This window comes from Mesorhizobium sp. M1348, assembly GCF_040317925.1.
Classification (GTDB): Bacteria; Pseudomonadota; Alphaproteobacteria; order Rhizobiales; family Rhizobiaceae; genus Mesorhizobium.
In genome coordinates this window covers 18,718-37,470 of record NZ_JAMYLH010000029.1, presented here as the reverse complement: position 1 = coordinate 37,470, position 18,753 = coordinate 18,718, and the positions used below count along the sequence as shown (strand labels likewise).

10 protein-coding genes are annotated in these 18,753 nt (G+C 62.0%); 2 read left to right on the top strand and 8 right to left on the bottom strand.

Annotated elements, in window-relative coordinates:
• Positions 1-216: 216 nt before the first annotated feature.
• From NKH13_RS29475 to NKH13_RS29445, 7 genes are read right to left on the bottom strand one after another with little or no spacing between them, the layout of a single operon-like run.
• Positions 217-705: a hypothetical protein gene (locus NKH13_RS29475; RefSeq protein WP_352719064.1), complete on the bottom strand. Its 489-nt coding sequence runs from the start codon at positions 703-705 to the stop codon at positions 217-219.
• Entirely contained in the window at positions 692-2,050 is a 1,359-nt protein-coding gene (locus tag NKH13_RS29470; RefSeq protein WP_352719065.1) for a FliI/YscN family ATPase, read from the bottom strand. The genes NKH13_RS29475 and NKH13_RS29470 overlap by 14 nt, the downstream gene beginning before the upstream one ends.
• Positions 2,047-2,664, bottom strand: a complete 618-nt coding sequence (sctL, locus tag NKH13_RS29465; RefSeq protein WP_352719066.1) for a type III secretion system stator protein SctL — start codon at positions 2,662-2,664, stop codon at positions 2,047-2,049. The genes NKH13_RS29470 and sctL overlap by 4 nt, the downstream gene beginning before the upstream one ends.
• A gap of 5 nt (positions 2,665-2,669) precedes the next feature.
• Positions 2,670-3,290 carry a SctK family type III secretion system sorting platform protein gene (locus NKH13_RS29460; RefSeq protein WP_352916252.1) on the bottom strand — a complete coding sequence of 207 codons (621 nt, stop codon included), beginning with the start codon at positions 3,288-3,290 and terminating at the stop codon, positions 2,670-2,672.
• Positions 3,287-4,090, bottom strand: a complete 804-nt coding sequence (gene sctJ / locus NKH13_RS29455; RefSeq protein ID WP_352916250.1) for a type III secretion system inner membrane ring lipoprotein SctJ — start codon at positions 4,088-4,090, stop codon at positions 3,287-3,289. The genes NKH13_RS29460 and sctJ overlap by 4 nt, the downstream gene beginning before the upstream one ends.
• Before the next feature lie 46 nt (positions 4,091-4,136).
• The gene (locus NKH13_RS29450; RefSeq protein ID WP_352916247.1) at positions 4,137-4,766 is read right to left on the bottom strand and encodes a hypothetical protein; all 630 of its coding nucleotides are present in this window, start codon (positions 4,764-4,766) and stop codon (positions 4,137-4,139) included.
• Between the two features lie 17 nt (positions 4,767-4,783).
• On the bottom strand, positions 4,784-5,431 hold the full coding sequence (locus NKH13_RS29445; protein ID WP_352719072.1) for a type III secretion protein: 648 nt from the start codon (positions 5,429-5,431) through the stop codon (positions 4,784-4,786).
• Between the two features lie 174 nt (positions 5,432-5,605).
• Here NKH13_RS29445 and NKH13_RS29440 point away from each other — a divergent pair, with 174 nt between their 5' ends.
• Entirely contained in the window at positions 5,606-6,388 is a 783-nt protein-coding gene (locus NKH13_RS29440; RefSeq protein WP_352916244.1) for a L,D-transpeptidase, read from the top strand.
• A 3-nt stretch (positions 6,389-6,391) separates the two neighbouring features.
• On the top strand, positions 6,392-7,324 hold the full coding sequence (locus tag NKH13_RS29435; RefSeq protein ID WP_352719075.1) for a LysR family transcriptional regulator: 933 nt from the start codon (positions 6,392-6,394) through the stop codon (positions 7,322-7,324).
• Positions 7,325-7,341: 17 nt separating this feature from the next.
• On the opposite strand, the gene NKH13_RS29430 is transcribed toward NKH13_RS29435, so the two are convergent.
• Complete coding sequence (locus tag NKH13_RS29430; RefSeq protein WP_352916241.1) at positions 7,342-18,723, bottom strand: LysM peptidoglycan-binding domain-containing protein; 11,382 nt, start codon at positions 18,721-18,723, stop codon at positions 7,342-7,344.
• Between the last annotated feature and the right edge of the window lie 30 nt (positions 18,724-18,753).

Genomic DNA, 18,753 nt, shown 5'->3' with positions numbered 1-18,753 from the left:
CCACGGCCTGGCCCGCGATCGTGATTTCCGCGGGCGCGCGCCGGCGGTAGAAGGCGTTCAATGCGCCAACGTCGACAGACGCGACAGAGTCCAGCATCAGCCGCTCGCCAACGCTTGACCGTGAGGTCTTGCGTTTTGCCGGCTTTACCTGCGCTTTCGTTTTTCCCGACGCGAAGGATTGGGGCATCACATCCATATTCACGATCACAAACTGGGCTATCGTTCTGTGGGCAGGCGCGTTGGACCGCGCTCCTCTTCCTCGGAAAGCTCGGCAAGCGCCTGGCAACGCCGTGCGGTGCGTTTGGTCAGAAGCTCCAAAAACCTGTCCAGCTTCGTCACCGCCTTCATGGTTGCACGATGATCATTGCGGGCCTCCGACAGCTCCGCTTTCCGTTGCTGCTCGACAACGCCCGCCATCTTCTCGTTTTCCCGCAACTGCTCGGTTTTTCTGGCGGCGATTTCGAACCGTCCCTGTAGCCGGTGAAGGCTGGCAGCCTTTATCGGATGCCCAATAAGCGAGCCGAACGCTGCGTCTTCGGCATCGACCGTACGCTGGAGGTGCTCCGTGACCGCACTGGCCGCCTTCCGACCCTCCCTCGCGGCCCGGTCCACAGCGGCGTGCCTTCTGATCACCTCTTCCCTTGCGCGGTCTTCACGCCGGCGCCTGAGGTCGCGTAATCGAGCGATCATCTCACGATCTTTCACCGACGATCTCCCGCATGAGTTGGCGTGTCCTCTCGAAGCTCTCATGTGTGGCGGACGCCTGACGCAGGAAGGCGTTGATGGCATCGATCTTCGCCACCGACTCGTCCGCCACGGGATCGCTGCCTTTTTCGTATTCACCGACGCGCAGGAGAAGCTCGATGTCGGCGTAGCGGGCAAGCAGCTCGCGCAGGTGGCTGGCGTCGGACCGATGTGCCGGCTCCACAACCGCATCCATGAGGCGGCTTCGGCTGCGCAAGACATCAATGGCCGGGAAATGGTTGCGCTGCGCAAGCTCGTTCGACAAGAAGACGTGGCCATCAAGGAGCGCCTGAACTTCCTCGGCGACAGGATCCAGCGTACCGTCGCCTTCAAGAAGAACGCTGTAGAGGCTTGTGATGGATCCCACGCGACCGGGGCCTGACCGCTCGAGCAGACGGGGCAAGACCGCAAACAGCGAAGACGGAAAACCGCGACGCGTCGGTGGCTCGCCCGCGGCCAGGCCAATCTCGCGCTGCGCACGGGCAAACCGCGTTATGTTGTCCATTGCAAGCAACACATGCTTGCCTTGGTCGCGAAAATATTCGGCAATGCTGGTCGCCACATAGGCGGCCTTGACACGCTCGATGGCCGGACGGTCGGAGGTCGCAACGACGACAATGGCCCTCGCCCGCCCCTCCGGCCCGAGCTGTTGTTCGAGGAATTCGCGCACCTCACGTCCGCGCTCTCCAACAAGGGCGACCACGGCGACATCGGCATCGGTGCCGCTGACGATATCGGAAAACAGGATCGACTTTCCCACTCCTGGTTCGCCAAAGATGCCGACGCGCTGCCCGCGCGCACAAGTGAGCAGCCCATCGAGGGCGCGAATTCCCAGCTGGATCGGCTCGGAAATCAAGCTGCGCTCCAGCGGAGATGGCGGATAGGCATTGACCGGATAGCTGCCGGTGATGCCGTCCGGCGAAAGCGGCTTGCCGTCCAATGGCTCGCCAAGCGCGCTGATCACGCGACCAAGAAGGCTGGGGCCGACGGGCACCTGCTGGTCTTTTCCGGTCGCCACGACCTCAGTCAGGTTTGAAAGACCGGCCAAATCGCCCAGCGGAACAAGGATCGCCATTTCGTCCATGAGGCCGACGACTTCCGCCTTGGTCACCCTTCCGGTCCTAGGGTCGACGAGTTCGCATATCTCGCCGATCCGTGCCTCCTCCACAGTCGCATGAATGACCGTGCCGGCGACCCGCCGTACACGCCCCTTCCTGGGCCGGCCGGTATCGTCGCGCAGGCCCGAACGCAAATTCGGGATGATGGAGGCCAGACGGCTTTCGATATCAGCGGCGGGCGCGGTCATCGGACCTCCGTCTTCGACGCAATCGCGGCAGCTATGGCTTTGAGCTGCGCGTCGATGCTCGCGTCGACGACGGCAAAGTCGGTCGAAACGATGCAGGCGTCGGGAGCCAGCGCATCATCCGCGTCGATCTCAACCGTCATCCCCAGATCACTTTCGCGCAAGACTGCGTCCAGCTCATTACGAACCCTTTCGATGGACGCGGGATGAACTCGGACTTTCAGGTATCTGGCGCGGCGGATTTCAGTCACCGCCTGTCTTGCGGCTTTGGCGACAAGCGCGCCGACGTCGAATTCTCCCAGAATTCGCCTGACGATGTCGACGGCAAGCCCAACGACTTCGGATTCCAGCCCACTGAAATAGCGATCCACCTTGACCGCCGTCTCGCTGACTAGCCGTGTGGCCTCAGCATCGCCTTGCGCCTTGCCGTCGTCATAGCCCAGCGCGTATTCGGCCGCATAGGCTCGCCGAGCGGCGTCGCGCAACTGCTGCGCATCACGCCTTGCTTCATCGAGAAACGCATGCCCATCCTGCACAGCGCGCACCTCGGCGGCCCGCAGGATCCGAGCGTAGGGACGCCTCACCAGAGCTTCCGGCGCTTTGCCCGATTCGATCATCTCGTCTAGCTCATCGCTCGTCGAACAATCGCGGGGCCGGCCTCGGCAAATTGTTCGACTGACGGCTGGTGGATGAGCTGTTGCGGCATCAGCTTGAGACGCACACGCATGCTCGTATCGCTCGGCATGATCTGACACCAGGCGCCAAGGCAGCTCAGGCCGTCGGCGTAGACGCGACCGGAAATGTCTTCCAGCGGCCCCAATCGCTCAATCCGGCCGGCCAGATCGCGGTTGGCGACGGCGAAAGCGCACAGATCAGCCCCAAGCGCCGCCTGCAATGCGGCCGCTTCACGCCCAACAATGACTGCGGCCAGACTCCCAGCCCAGTAGATCGCGCCCGAGCGAAGCGCAAGTTCCTCCAACTCTTCGCCAGACGATAAGGCGATCGCTCGATCTACATCATCGGCCGGCTCTTCGACCACTCGAGAGAGCCTATGCCGGTCGAGCAGAAGCTTCGACAGTCGCTCCTGCAAGCGTTGCGAGCCCAGCATGCGCTCGCAGGCAGCCTCGCCGATCGCGCCGTCAAAGCACTCCGCGAGCCAAGCCGCATCCACATAAGACGCGGGTTTGGAGATGAATGCCTGCCATTCCGGGCTGGCAGTTTGCTCCGAGCCGCGCTGGGTCATGTTTTCTTCACCGGCATTGCGGGAGCATCGAGCGCGTAGACGCCGGGCCGTCGATACCACTGCATGTAGGCCAACCGACCAGCCAGCGCGAATATGGCCGCCGCCATGCCATAAAACAGCGACATCGCGGCGGCGACGCTGTCTGGATGCAGCCACAGGCCGAGGAAGGTGATGAAACCAGCCTCGCCGGTTTCCTGGTTGGGGGCTGTCGCTGCAACCGGAATGAGGGTGACCGAAACATTGTCATAGGTCAGTCCGGCGATGCCCTTGGCCACCAGCATCTTGACCTGCGGGATGAGCTCGTTCATCGGAACGGATGCGCGATGCCGGATGAACACGGAGGCGGACGACGGTACCAGCTGCTGCCTCAGTGGATCGTTTTCGGGCAGGACGAGATGAACGCGAGCCGAAAGCACGCCGTCGATGTCCGAGATCGTCTGAGACAGCTCCTGGCTCAAGCCGTAGATCATCGTTGCCCGCTCTTCCACCGGCGAGGACACAAGCCCATCCCTCTTGAACACCTCACCGAGCGTCTGGAATTCCTGTTTGGGCAAGCCGCTCTCGTCGAGAATGGCCATAGCTTCGGCGAAGCGGCCCTTCTGTACGGAAACCGTCATCTTGCCGTCCTTGCCTGCCTCGCGTTGGGCTGGAATCCCGTGACGCATGAGCGTGGCCACGATCTCGTTGGCCTGCCGTTGGTTGAGGTTGGAATACAACTCCACCGAACACGCCTGGAGCACAAGCATACCCAAGACAACGAGCGCAACGCGACACCTAGCGCCGCATCGATTCAATCGCATTAAACGCCGCAGCGAGGTTGGCATGGGCGCGAACACTCCGCGGCGCTTACTGTTGCTTGATCAGCGTGCTGGTGGAGGACGTGACAGCCGTCACGCTGCTCGTAACCACCTCGAGATTGGCGGCCGCCCACATCACCGAAATCGATCGTTCCAGGAGTTGCTCTGCATTCTTGGCTGGGGAGTCTTCGCCTTCCTTGCCGGACGGGGTCGTCTTGTCGGCGCGATCCTGCCTGGCGGCCGTTTCAGCACTTGGGGGGGCATTAGCCTGGCCAAGAGCCTTCTGGACCTGCTGCATGGTTCCTTCCAGCGACTTGACGGCAGAACCGAACAGAGCCGATGGTTCCGTGAACACCCCACCTGCAGCCTTCTCCGTCTCGGCTATGTAGTCGAAGAGTTTGTGTTCGACGACCGGCTCGGTCTTCTCCGGTTTGGAAGTCTGTCCGCCTATTGCCGGATTGGTGCCGGGCGTCTGCGCCACCTGGTGACCTGCCCGCGTGGCGACATCACTGCGCTCAGGCGTGCTGACCTTCGCGGCATCGTGCTTTTCTTGCTTGGCGCCCACCATTCGGTTACCGGGCTGCGCTGCCGCGCCGACGGTGATTTGCTGTTGCGAACTTATGCTGGTGGTTAAGTTTGCAAGCGTAGCCTCTAGGGCTCCAATCGGTGCGATTTGCATGAATCTGCCCTCCTGTTCTAGTTCGGTTTGGCGGAGGGGACAATCTGCGCCTCCGCCTGCTTTCCGCGGAAAACGCGAACGGACACAGCTTTGCCAGTCTCCTGCTTGGTGCTCGGCGTGGCAGCAACCCCGAGCGTTTTCCTGACGAGTTCGATGTAGGATGGCGGCCCCGATACCGAGATGACATCGTCTTGCTTGGAAACCTTTATTGGAAACTTCGGATCACTGACGCCCAGCCGTGAAAGCCTGTCTTCGGCGCCAGCAGCCATGTTGGGATCAAGCGGGATCATTTCCGTCTGGACTTCCGCTTCGGTCGCGACGTTCATGACGATACCGTCGAAATGCCAGACCAGCCCGTATCGATTGCATATCTCGTCGAGGAACTCGCGGGCCGTTCCAACCGGCATGCCGGCGCTCAGGCGCCCCTTTACCAGCTTGCTGACACGCATGGGCACCCGCATGTTGCGGCCGAGCTCAACCAGCGCGTCTGTCACCGACTGATCGATCGTGATGTATTTGTAAGGGCCAGGGGGCCAGCGCGGTTCGGCAGCGGACGCACGCTGCGAGTCAAAGCCGAGCGCCAGAATAACGGCAAGGCCGCAGGCGACAAGGGTAGCCCTGCCTCCCGACACCCGATCCGCATGGTAGATACCGCGTCCCGTCACATTGGTCCTATCGCAAGCGACCCACGAGTGATGACCCCCGCCTCGCTTACTTCATAGCTTGTCCGCCGATGTCATTCTATCGCGCACACTCGAAAATGGGAAGTCCAATTGGATTACATATCAACGACCTGTGCCAAATGTTGCGAACGATCCGCAAGCCGATATGGTGCCGCGTTGGAATCGGTTACCACCTGGTTCGGGATCGTCGGTTCAATGTGGAAGGGAGTGGTCTCGGTGACGGCAAACAACAGCCTGCTCGCGAACTTGGACGTGCCCGCGGGCGTTCCTCGAGGCAAAAGGTTTGTGGCAACGCGTCTTTCTGAGGGATTGAGTGCATCGGTTCTGGTCGCCGTGGCGTCGATGGCCGCCATCGCGTCGGCGCAGGCCCAATCGAACAGCGGTTATGACCCTAGAAGCTGGACATACGATCGGGGAAGAAATGTGCTGGTCTCCCCTGGCGCTTCCGGCCTGCAGTCGGACGGAGAAATCGTGCCCGGGCGGTCAGTGATTCCCAGGCAGGTCGTGACATTCAGCGAGGCCCAGCCGAAGGGGTCGATCGTTATCAACACCACGGAGCGGCGCCTCTATTACATGCTGGGGGGCGGCAAAGCGCTGCGATACGCGGTGGGGGTTGGCAAGGAGGGGCTGGAGTGGTCCGGTCGCGACACGATTTCGAAAAAGAAGGACTGGCCAGATTGGCGGCCACCGGCCGAAATGCGATCCAGAGAAGCATCAAAAGGCAGGGTCCTGCCTGCGCACGTGGCCGGAGGCCCGAACAACCCATTGGGCGCACGGGCACTGTATATCGGAAGCACGCTTTATCGCGTCCACGGCACCAATCAGCCATGGACCGTCGGACAGGCCAACTCCTCTGGTTGCATTCGCATGACCAATGAAGACGTGATCGACCTGTATGAGCGCGTAAAGGTCGGCGCTCAGATTATTGTCCGGCATTGAATTGTGATCCCTTTCAACATCAAGCAGCTCGAAACCTTTCTCCTGGTGGCGACTTTCGGAAGCTTTCGGAAGGCGGCCGAACGCCTGAACACCACGCAGCCCGCAGTATCCAACCGAATTGCCGGACTGGAAGAAGCGCTGGGTGCCAAGCTGTTCGAGCGGCAGAGCGGCAATGTCCGGCTGACTGCTCAGGGACAACGGCTGCTGCCGCCTGCTCAACGGGTTCTGCGCGTAGCGGAACGGCTGCAGCTGACGGCCAGCTCTCTTTCAGAGACGGCAGGGGTGCTTAGGCTCGGGGTTGCCGAAACCATCGTGCACACCTGGCTACCGGATTTCCTCAGGGAACTGCAAGCAAACTATCCCCTTGTCGATACGGATATCGTGGTTGATGCGACAACGACCCTTCGCAACGAACTCATGTCCCACCGACTCGATCTTGCGGTGCTGATGGGCCCTATTCTTGAACACAGCATCGAGAATATCGAGATGCCGTCCTTTCCGCTCGTGTGGGTCTGCTCACCGCAACTGAAACTGCCTCACCGAGGCAAGCTGACGCTGACTGATCTGATGCAATTTCCAATCATCAGCTATGCGCGCACCACCAGACCCTACAGCGAACTTTACCGCAAGCTGACCGGCGAACTGGAAGAGACGCCGCGCATCTTTCCCGCCAATTCGCTGGCCGCTTCCATCAAAATGACACTCAACGGTATCGGCATAGCCTCTCTCCCGGAGGACGTCGTCCAGGATTATACCGCAAGCGGTAAACTGCGCATTGTCGACTGCGAATGGCATCCGTCCGATCTGCAGTTTACCGCCTCCTACTCCTCCGAACCATCCAATCCGGCAGCAGAGCGGGCGGCAAAGCTGGCCGCCTGTGTCGCAAACGCGTATGCCGCGAGAACCAGCAAGGCCCAGAAAGCTGATGCTCGCTAGGATTGGACTGGCTGGTCTCAGCTGACCGACGTGACAGGCAGATAGATGCGGTCGCCTGAGAAGATCAGGTCCGGGCTCAGGATATGATCCATGTTGAGCACAACCGTGTCAGCCACATCCGCAGAATGGGTCTTGGCGATCAGGCGAATGCTGTCGCCATCCTTGACCTCGACCCACTGATAGCCGTCTTTCTCCAGCGTTGGGTTCGTGCGGCCCTCAGCATTGCTGCTGCCCTCGGCATGAGCCTCGACATAGTCGCCGGAAACCCAGCCGCTATGCATTTCGCCATCCGGTCCGAAACCTTCGACAGGTATCCAGGTCTCCCCTGACGGATCGGTCGATGGCTTCGCGATCTGTTCGACGAATGTGCCGGGTTGCAGAACCGTTCCCACGGTCGAATCCCCGTCAGGCTCGGTTCGCAAATTCAGGCCGTCATCGGCAACCACGACAAGTTGCGGGAAATCCTCCCCCGGGATCTGCGGCCCACCTGGAACATCCGAAGGATCATCGGGTTGCTGGGACGAGGCATCGCCATCCGGTTTTTTCGGATCGGGTGGAGGGGTCGTCTTCGCGTCCTCCCAAGGTTCCGCGAGCAGGGAGTCCAGCGAGAAGAGAAGCATTCCAACGCCGAAGGTGATGCCCAGAGTCCACCGATCCCATGCAGTCCATTTTTTGTCGGACTTTTCCGCCGCCGCGATATCAGCGTCGGTTCGCGGCACCGAACGGCGATTCATCCGGTCCGTCCTTATGGCCGACGCCCAGAATTCGGCGCAGCCGAACGTGAACATGGTGCCGGCGACTGTGGCAATCGGCGCCGGCCAGGAGTGCACCGTATAGACGGCGCAGCCAAGCACATAGCCGGGTCCAGCCAGATATTCGGCCAGGTTCCGGATCACCGGTCTGCCGGTGAACGACTGCAGCATCGACTTCGTGCCATAGACGATATTGCCGAGCGTGAACGTGCTGTTGACGACAAGATCCTTACCCTGGATCATCCCGGTCGCGGCACCTGGCGCTGCGGCAATGAATGTGGCTCCGCCGAGCGCGTTGAGGAAACGCCCGAACGGCTTGTGACTTGCGGTTGCGTTGGGGAAGAGCGCCTGCGCGCCGAAAACGACGCCTCGCGCGCCAAATGCCACCGCTGCGGCGGTGGCGGTCCAGGTTGGCGGCAACGAACTCCACAACATGTAGGAGGTGGTCGACATGCCGCCAAAGGTGGCGAGTGCCTGAGCGTTTTCCCGCATCCTGGCATGGCTGAGGGCCAGATCGACGCTGGTGGCCTGATCCGGCGTCATCGCCTTTTTATGGGTCGCCCGATAGGTCGTCAGTTGCAGCACGGAGAGGGCGTTCGTCTGATCCCCGCTCATCCACTCGAACTGCTCAAGCGTGAACTTGCGGAACTGGCCGGGGCTCATTTCCTCGAACTGTTTTGGTGCCACCGCTTCGATCTGCGGCTGGGTCAGGGCTTCGGTGTGGTGGATCGTGAAGGCACCCCATTGATCGCGGGTCAGCACCGGGATCTGCTTCTCGGTCAGCCACGGCACCTGGTTGGGATCGAACTTCGCCACGTCCACCGAATCTATGATGGTTGCGGGGATCGCCTGAACCTGGCGCTCGGTGAGGTTCTTCAGCAATCCGGCCTCGCCCAGATCCTTGAATTGCTGTGAAGTGAACTTGGCGACCTGGCCGGGCTTGAACCACGGAATCTGGCGCGCTTCCAACTTCGACACGTCAACGAACTCGACCATGTCTCCTTTTATCGCCTGCAATTGTGGTTTCGTCAGGTGAGGCGTCAAACCGGCTTTGCCGAGATCGCGGAACTGCTGGTCGGTCACATTCCGGATGTGGCCCTCGCTCAGCCAAGGAATCTGTTTCCCGTCGAAGCCCGCGATGTTGACCTGGCCTATCTTTGCCTTCGGGATACCGCGCAGCTGGCTCTTGGTCAGATAGGACAGCAAGCCGGCCTGATCCATGTCGCGGAATTGCTGTTCCGTCAGCTCGGCCACCTGCTCGCGCTTAAGCCAAGGAATCTGGTTCGGCTGGAAATCGCCCATGACGAGATCCGGAACCTGGTCGAGCGGGATCGCTCTGACGCCGGTTCGGGTGAGCGGTCCATTGTTCGGAGCGGGTTGGCCGTGGGTTGCTGGTGCGGGACGGCCAGTTTCAGCCGGGGGGTGGGAACCAGTGGACGCGTAGTAGTCGTATAGCTCATCCGCGTACCGGCCATAAAACTCCCCATACGTTCCGTCAGCAGTGCTCGGCTCCTTCTCACTGAATAGCGTCGCCATTTCCTCAACGGCTTGCGATCGATCGATCTCGCCGGCCTTGTATCGGGCGAATATATCGGCCTGGGCCGAATTCCACTCGGCGCCGAGTATAGCAGCCGGCTTGCCGCTGTTAACCGCAAGCTCGTCGGCAGCAGCATATTGAGCAAATGTCGCTTCGCCCTCGACGTTCAAATAGGCAGAGACCACGGCATGCTTATACGCCTGCCGATCTGGAAAATTATTGGGATGAAGGTCGATCGGCGCGTCCCCAACGTGGGACAGCTCGTGGCCGAGCAGGTCGACGAATTCGGCAAGTACGGTGTCGCTGTCCGCATCGGCTGCACGGAATGTCTCGGCATCGACAAAGACTACTCCCACGTCGCTGACGTATTGTGATCCAGTCGCCGTCAGATCGTCGCCGGAGCTGGCGTCGAAAATCCGGAGGTCGTGCCGCGCCGGGTTGACGATGCGTACGCCTTGCGCGTGAGCGCCGCGCAAGAGTTCCATCAGCGTCGGCGAGCGGCTGAGCTGATCTATTAGATTGGCCTTGGTGACTTCCGGCATGCCGAGGTTCTGATGAAGCATGTTGTCGAGCAGGCTCGCCGCCTCCTGGCGGTTGGCCGCGATTTCGGCCTGCGTCAGCGGCTTGGCGAATGACGGGCCCGATGACCCATCTGCTGCAAACCCCGGCCCTTTCGGCGCTGGCCTGGGCGCCGGACTGCGGGGAGCGATCGGGCCCTCGCCAGCTGGCGGCAAGCCGTTTGCCGGCGGCGAATTATGGCGGACCTCCCGCTCAAGCAACTGGTTGAGGTAATGGGCCTGCGTGGGCGTCAGTTCGCTGCGAGCCTGCTGATCCAGTTGTTGCCGCAACGCTTTCCACGCTGGCTTGCTCATCCCGTCTGGGCGTCCGTCGACGGTGGCGAGTTGGTCCGGATATGGCGCACCACCCAGTTCCGGGAACACATCGGACACGCGCTGGCCAGCGAATCTGAGCTGGGGATTGGGAGAAGCTGCGATCTCTCCAAGATAAGCAGCGAGATGTTGCAGGACGCCCGGCGTCAGTCGCCCATCCGACGTTTCCAGCGCGGAGAAAACCTTTTGCGCGCCTTCGGAGAATCCGGGGTGCGCGCGGGCGGTACGGGCATGCGGCACCAGAACCTTCCTCACCGAGCCGAGTTCTGCTGTCGTTACCGGCCATTGCCCAAGGTTTACCGCGAAACCGACGCCGTGGTCTTTGCGGTCCAGGCGGTTGAGTGGCCCGGCGCCCGCCTCGCGCGGAACGCCCTCGAAGGCAGGGCTAGCGCGCCAGGGTTCCTTGCCGCCTCCGAAGGGGGAAATGATATCGTAGTTCCGGTAGAGGACCCGATCCTCGAAACCGGGCACCTTGCCTTCGGCACTATAGTGGCTGGCACCACCTCTCGCAGCTTCTTCCCAGAAGGAGGCTGCCCTTTGGCTGAGCGGGCCAGGTTCCCTAAGCGTATACCCCGACCGGCCGCCTTCGCCACCGAGATAGAGCAGCGTGCGTTTGACGTAGGCCCCACTCACTGAGAAGCCAGCGATGGATATGGAAGCGCCAACGGCGTTTTCGCTCTGGAACGTGTTCTTCGACATCATCGGGGCCGATGCGACCCACTGGGCAGATGGAGCCGCAGCCTCGTCATAAGCGAAATTCGGCCGGTATCCATTGACGAAAAGTTTCTGGCCATTCGCGTCGTCGGGATGGACCGGGAGCAGAAAGCCCGTGCCGTCCGGGCCGTTGTTCTTCAGGCTGAGTTCCCCATAGACCTGCCGGCTGGGCAGCGGCACCTTAATGCCGAGCATCGATCCGCCGAGGCCGACCGTGCGGCCCGCAAGATCGTTCAGCATCGACCCACCCAAGACATTGGCTTCGTGTTCCTGCAGGAACCAGGAAACGGTCGCGCGGTCGGACCGCCAGACCCCTTGCGCATCCGTGAAGAATGTCGGGGCGCGCCACGAACTCGCCTTGTCGGCATCCAGCAACCGCGCCAGCAGGACAGGCACGTCGCTGTTGAGTTCGGTCCCGGCCTTGGGCTTGCTTCCAGGCAGCGCGTTGTCCAAGGCGTGCGCGAGCGACCGGACCGCGGGGTCCGCGGATTTCTGCTGGTTGGCGGCGTAACCGCGCATCTCTCGCCAAAGATACGGTGTCCAGGTCTCGTGGCCGGACAGAACCTTCTCATTGTAGCGGCCTTCCGGCGAAAGCTTGCCGGCGGGGTTGAATGAAGACTCCGGCTGAAGCTTCGGACCGTAGACCCACGTGCTGCCACCGTCGGCCTTCAGGACTTGCATGAGCGCATCCTGCTGTGCGGCGGTCACGGCCTTGCCAGGCTTGGTGGCGCGCCCCTTGAAAAACAGCGAGGCGGCATTTGCCACGGCGGCAAGGTTCGGATCGGTGGAGCCTGACGCAGCCTTGAGGTAGTCGCCGACGATGCCACGGCCGGCATAGGTCCAGCCGGCTTCTCCTGGCAGCGCCCCGGCGGTAAGGAACTGCTCGCCGCGGGGCAGCCTGCCATCGGACGACAGGCCGAGTTGGTCGATCACTTCTCCCGGCGACAGATGCGGCAGCTTGCCCTGAGCGCTGAACACCTGGAGGGTCGTCAAGCCGTTCATCGAAAGCTGGCCGGCCGGCTTGGAGCCGGTGAACGGGCTGTTCCGGTCAGCGTTAAGCATTTCGACAAGCGCATTATGCTGAGCCTGCGTCATTTCCGTGCCGGACTGAGGCAGGCCCCTGCCCCCGAGTTGCACTCTGGTCATGGTCACCGCATCGCGGACGACGGGATCGGTGGAACGTTCGAGGGAATGGAGGTAGTCGCCGACGAGTTCCACCTGCTCGGGCGCCCACGTCGGCGCGGGCGTCGCCGCATCGTCGGGAAGCGCCGGCAAGGTCGCGGCCAGGGTTTCGCCGAGGGCCGAGCGATGGCTAACTTCCGGATTGTCGGCAGGATCGAACGTATGGACTTCCCGTGCCGGGGTGTTGACCCTGAGCTGGCCATTGGGCGTGGTTATCGATCCGCGCTTGGCGCGTTCGACCGTCGGGCCGGAACCCAGGTAGCCGGCCTCTGTGGCGTGCTCGCCCGGCAGGACGATGTCGCGGGTCATGCTCGCCTGCGGGCCGGCCACGATGACCTTGGCCGGCAGGTATTCGCCGCCAGCCTCGACATAGATGTCTTGTCCGGCGGTGACGCCGTCCTGCGGAACCGGTCTGTGATAGATGCTGTCGACGAGTTCGCCAAGCTTCGGATAGTCATAGCGGGGTTCGGTGTTCAGGTAACGCGTGCCGATGCGCCTGAGGCCGGCTCTGACGGCATTGAACGTCTGGCCGAAGCTGTACGGGTTTGACGAGAAATGATTGATGATCGGCGTGCCGTCGGGCCGAGCCGGGCTGGGGTGCCCGGTATCCGTCACGGCCGGTGGCTCCGTGCGGGCGTTCGGATCGGCTGTCCAGCGGCCGTCGACGCCGAGATAAAGCACCGGCAAGGATGGGTCGAGCTCGACAGGAGCCGGCACCGGTTCCGGCGCGGCCGTAATCGCCTTGGGTTCGGGTATCGCGACAACCCTCTGCCCTTCCGGCAGGTTGAAATTAACGAGCATCTCGCCGGTGTGGCGGTTGCCGAGAGTGTAGCGCATCAACGGGGGGGTGCCTGCCGCCCCACCTTCCGGCAGCTTCGCTCCGGAAGGCCCCTGCCGCTCGGTGGTTTCGCGGCTCGAACCGTCGCGTGTTTCCGTTTCGGACTGGAGCACGAGCTCGTCCGGGGTGGCCAGCACAGCCGGGTCGGAAGGGCGTGTGCCGTCGAGATAACCCGTCTGCTGCGGATCCTTGCCGCTGGTGTAGGTGTATTCGCCGACGTCCGCCTTCGGCATGCCGGTAAATGACTTTGTTGTCGGGTCCCAGACGAGCCGTAAGCCGCTCTCGGCCGGGCGCGTCGTTCCGTCGCCGCGGACCGGCGGCACCACGATCGGATCGCCGTCGGCGGGGAGGCGCACATTCTGCTCACGCACTTCCTGGGCGCCTCGGTCGCTGGCATTTTCGGGATCGCCGCGCTCGCCCGGGGCGCTCGGCCCTTCATCGTGGACGTTGACGACCGTCCCCTCGACGACCGGGTGGCTGGGATCGTGGAAGACCAGCTTGTCGGTCGGGCGATAGACGCCGTCGGGGCCTTGCTCATGCACGACCATCGGCCGCGACGGCTGGCCGTCGCCTGATGGATCACCCCTGCCGCCAGTGGGTGGCGGCGGGTTCGGACCCTCGGACTCGCCGGCCGGCAGCGCGCGCTGACCGGTTGGACGGTTAGCTCCTCCCGTGTTGTCAAAACCGTTCCGGGCGCCGAAACCAGGCCCCTGCTGGCCGGACGTTTCGCCGATCACATCGCCATCGATGATGATCTCATCCGGGTCCGGCATGACCTGTTCGCCGGTGGGCCTGTAGACACCGTCGGGACCGACTTCGTAGACGGCCCGTGGTTGTGGCCCCGAATCCGGTCCGCCAGGAAAACTGGCCGACGTATGAGTTCCGCTCCGAGTACCGCCCGCTCCAGGCATGTTGTACAACAGCGAGCGGCCGCCCAAGCCTGTGCCGACAGTGCCGACGCCTATCCCCATGACTGCGTTCGCGAGCTCGAGCAGGGACATCTCGCCGCCATGCGCCGCCAGATCTTCCACCGATTTGCCGAGCACCGGAACACCGGTAACCACGGCGGCGGCATCGAGCCCCCATGCAGCGGTGGTCAGCTTGTTGCCGCTTTGCATAAACGCCGAGACATCATCAGCATAAGAGGCCTGCTTTACGTTCACCTGGAATCTGCCGATGCCCCAGCTGGCATCCTTCATGCGGGTCATCCCGAACCCACCCGCGAAAGCCTCGGACCCGGACAAGCCTGACCTGGCCAAGCCGAACGTGCGCAGGGCGCCGGCGCCTACGGGCAGGAATGCGGTTACGCCGGTCGCGATATTCCAAGCCGACTGACTGTCGAAGTCGCCGCCCTGAAGGAGGTGCTCACCTTCCCTGTACAAGGCCTTACCGCCCAGAGCCGCACCGGAGGTGATCGCGATTGGAATGGCCCATTGACCGCCTGGAACAAACGAGACAATGGTGGCGGCGCCCGCCACGATGCCCAGGCCTATGTCGGTGGCCTTGTCCCAGAAATCCACTTTGCGTGCGTCGGCCACTTCCAGTTCGTCGAGCGAAAAACCATCCTCGCCGAGCGACATGTCGCCGCCCTTGGCCATGACCAGATTGCCCTTCTCGCCGAAGATGCGATTCTCGTGCTGGAATTCATCGAAGGTGCTGTAATATTTACCAGAACTGTCGACATAGCCGGCTTCGTTTCCATCGCCCTTGATCGCGAACAAGGCCGTCGATGATTCCATCCCGCCATCGAGGGAGAAGATCGGCACGATCTTGACTTCGGCGTTGTCGCCGGCGCGGTCGGTGATTTCGTCGACGACCTTTTCGACTCCCTCGCTCGATGGATCGAGGCCGAGGGTCTGAGCAACGGTACCGCTGAGTTCGCCGGACGTATATGTCTTGTATTCACCGGTGAAACCGGCTTTGTAGAGGTTCTCGAACTGCACCTGATATCCAGCGAGCGCCTGGTCCCGGTGTTCTTCAAAATACTCGTTTTTGAGTCTCGCCTCGTGCTCCTCCAAACCATATTCGAGCAGCTTGGGGTGGCTCGCGGAAAAAGCGTACCAGTCGCGCCCTGCCACCATCGCCGGCCGCACGTTTTCTTCCCAGTCCTCCAATTGGTTCTTTTCGGTCTCCGCCTGGCCTCGATCGATTTCCGCGGCCGCGACTTCGGGGTGCACCCATAGCATCTGGCCGTCCATCTCGATCTGGACCCACTTGCCGCTGTCGCCGATCGCGCCTGGCCCCTGCTCTTCGTAGGCCGCGGCAACCTCCGGCGCGACCCACAGGTCGCGGCCGTTCACCGTGATCTTCACCGCCGTATCGCCCGGCTTGAGCGTGCCGGCGGGCGCCTCTACGGTTCCCGGCCCGTAGTCGGTGATCGCCTGGTCGCGTGCCGTCGTCGCGTTGACAAGTTTCGTCTTCGCGTCCCTCAGCCCGGCATCCAGCTGATCGACCTGCACGCCTATAATATTCGACTTGGCCACCTCCAGCGCCGAGTGCGATCCGTTCCCATATGGCGTGCAGACCGGCGCTGATACATCCTGCGTCGACGCCAGCATCTCCTGCCACTGCTTGTTGAGTGGATCGTTGCGGAAGTCTTCCCTGATATTCTCGTCGTCGAGAGCGTATGTCAGGGCAGATTTATGCACATTGGTGTCATCACCGTTCTCGTCTGTGAAAGTGTCGTTCTCATAGACGGTAACGACATAGAGCTGACCGTTCTCCTCGACTATGTCCTGCGATAATATCTTGCCGGTAAACTCACCGCGTCCATTGGTATACCCTTCCCAATCGAAATGGTGTGGGTTTCTTTCCCGCGCCTGCGCAAGCAGTTGCTGCTTGAGAGGCTCCATGGTTACGGCAAGATCCGCCGCCTCTTTCTGCGCAACCCCATACTCCTGATAGGCTTCGGCCAGCGTTACCTGGTTGGTCGCCGCCTTCTGCAACTCTTTCAGGCTGTCGCGTCGCCCTTCGATCTCCGTATATTCAGGACTCCCGGGTTTGGCATCGGTAAGCTTCAGCTCCAACTCGGTCGAGCTGAGCATTTGGTCGATCGTGGCCTTGTTGCCATTGGCGGTGTGGAGCGACACGTTCGTAAAGAGCTCGGCGACCTCCGCGTGCGCGGCCTTTCCTTGTTGGTTGGTTTCCTCGGCGCTGGGACCATCCGTGCTGCGGACAGCTGTCTGGTTGGGATCGCTGAGCGTCGGCAGGTCTATCTGTTTGTCGATCGCGTCGAGAAGTGACTTCTGGCCCTGCTCGTATTCGGCCCGGGCAGTGCTGGCGCTTTCAAGCGCGTTGTTGGCGAGGGTCAACCGATTTTGCGCATCTGCCAGCGTACCCTTCGGCTCGGGGGCCTTCCACTCCAGCCCATAAGGCGCCAAGACCTCGTCGAGCGTCGACTCGGCACCCTCCATGGCGTTCTTGTATTCAGGGTCCAGCGCATAGACGTCGAGTTGTGCCGCGATCTGCTCGAGCTTTGCCTGTGCCTCGCCGAGGTTCGCAATCGCAACGTTCTCGGCTGCGATCGCCTTGGCTACCTCCGGGTCGAACCATTGCCAGCTCCCATCGACCAGCAGTGGCACCCACTTCCCGCCTGAAGGAGCCGTCGGTGATGGTGGGTTCCCGTACGGACCGACCGACGTGGCGCTGCCGTCGAGACTTTGCGTCGCGGGAGTACCGCCGCCGTAGTTCTCGATCGCATCCTTTACTGCTTGCTGCTTGTCTATGACTTCTTGAGCAAGCTCGGGACTTGCTCCGCCGAATATGCCGTCCAGCGTCGTCTTGACTATCGTGTCTTCCTTGGCCTGTTCCGGGTCATTGATGTTCGGGTTGATGTCCAGCAACAGCTTGGCCAACGCTTCCTGCGCGGTGCCGGCCGCGATGTCCGTGACGGCGCCAGTCGTATCGTTGGTCAGCGTGATCTTGCCGTCTGGCGACGTAGTTAGCGTATAGCCGTTGAAGGTGACTTCCACGGTCGTGCGGGTACCGTTTTCGATAGTAATCTTTTCCCCCGGATGGATGATGTCTGGGTCACGAGGCGAATTGAACAGCTCCGGGTTCGTTCTCCTCAGATCGTCCAGCGACACGCCATATTGCTGCGCAATCAGGGTCAGGTTGTCGCCAGGCTTGACCTCGTACTCGACGGGCTCGCCGCCATTGATCTTCTCGGTGGTCGTTGTCGTTACCCGACCGTCCTTGTCGGTGACGATCTTGATTTCAGTTCCGGCCTTCGGATCGACGATTGTAGTTGTGGTCTCGCCTGTCTCGAGATTGCGGACACTGTTGCGCGTCCCGCCGTTCCCGTCCTCCGACACCGTCGTTTCCTTGCCGTCGGACGTCGTCACGACGGTTCGCTCGTCATGCTGGTAGTCGTGATAGTAGACGGTCTTGTCGCCGGTGTGCGGATCGACGACTTCAACCGACTGCACGTCACCATTGTCGCTCGTCGGTTCGCGCGCCGTGACCTGATAGCCGGCGGCCTGCAATTCGGCAATCACCTGCTCGTTGGTCAGACCCCTTTCACGCGCGATTTGCTCGATGCTCTTGCCGTCGGCGAGATCATCCTTGATGCCCTGGGTGGTTGCCCCGCCCGGATCCTGCGATGCAGCGAGGACGGTCTTGTGACCATCTGGCCCGTTGACGGTGGTGACCGGCAAGGCCGGCCCGTACCCAGGTGTAACGGTTTCCACTGAAGCGCCGTTCGGCAAGGTGGTCCGCTCGGAGACGGTTCCGGTGCCCAGATCGTCTTCATAGCGCGTCGTGATCGCACCGGTATCGGGATTATAGCTGCTGGTTTCCTTGCGCCCGAGCCCATCCCGGATCGGCGTGGTGGTTGCCGTGCCGTTGGGTTGTTCCACGCTCGTGTAGTAGCTGTCGTGCTGGTAGTCGTAATATTGGCTGACGGTGCGGCCGCTGGCATCCGTGATCGTCGTCGTCTGCACGTCGCCATTGTTGCTTGTCGGGTCGGTGGTCGACACGCTCATCCCGCCGGACCTGAGCGCGGCGATAACCTGTTCGCGCGTCATGCCCCGGGCAGATGCAATCTGGTCGATGCTTTTGCCGCCAGTGACGTCGCTGACGATGTTGCGCGCCGTCGTCGCTTCCGCGGCGTTGTCTCCGGGCGTGCTGCTGTCCAGTTTCACCGGTGTCGCGGCCAGTGCCGCGAGATCGGTCTGCGTGTAAAGAGCCGGCGTCACCGTCCTGCCATTGCCGGATGTGCCGTTGCTGGCGTTGACGACGTTGACACTCGGCGCCGCCGAAGCCGCAACCGGCGGCGGCTGAAGCGAATCCAGTTGCGTGTTAACACGGGCCAGTTCCTGGCGGCCCTGTGCTGCCCAATCACGCTCGCCCATCCTGTTGGCAAGCCTGATCTGCTCCCGCAATTTGGCAGCCTGCGCCTCCAGCCGCGCTGTCTGCGCGGCATTTGCCTTGGCATTGACCTTTTGCGGCTGGACCGGCGGCTTGGTGGGCGTTATTGGGCGAACCATCAGGACGACCTCCGGAAATCAACGTTGCCG

Bases quoted from the DNA above. Each gene is read 5' to 3' on its own strand.
- NKH13_RS29470 (WP_352719065.1), bottom strand. From the start codon at position 2,050: ATGACCGCGCCCGCCGCTGATATCGAAAGCCGTCTGGCCTCCATCATC.
- sctL (WP_352719066.1), bottom strand. From the start codon at position 2,664: ATGATCGAATCGGGCAAAGCGCCGGAAGCTCTGGTGAGGCGTCCCTAC.
- NKH13_RS29460 (WP_352916252.1), bottom strand. From the start codon at position 3,290: ATGACCCAGCGCGGCTCGGAGCAAACTGCCAGCCCGGAATGGCAGGCA.
- sctJ (WP_352916250.1), bottom strand. From the start codon at position 4,090: ATGCGATTGAATCGATGCGGCGCTAGGTGTCGCGTTGCGCTCGTTGTC.
- NKH13_RS29450 (WP_352916247.1), bottom strand. From the start codon at position 4,766: ATGCAAATCGCACCGATTGGAGCCCTAGAGGCTACGCTTGCAAACTTA.
- NKH13_RS29430 (WP_352916241.1), bottom strand. From the start codon at position 18,723: ATGGTTCGCCCAATAACGCCCACCAAGCCGCCGGTCCAGCCGCAAAAG.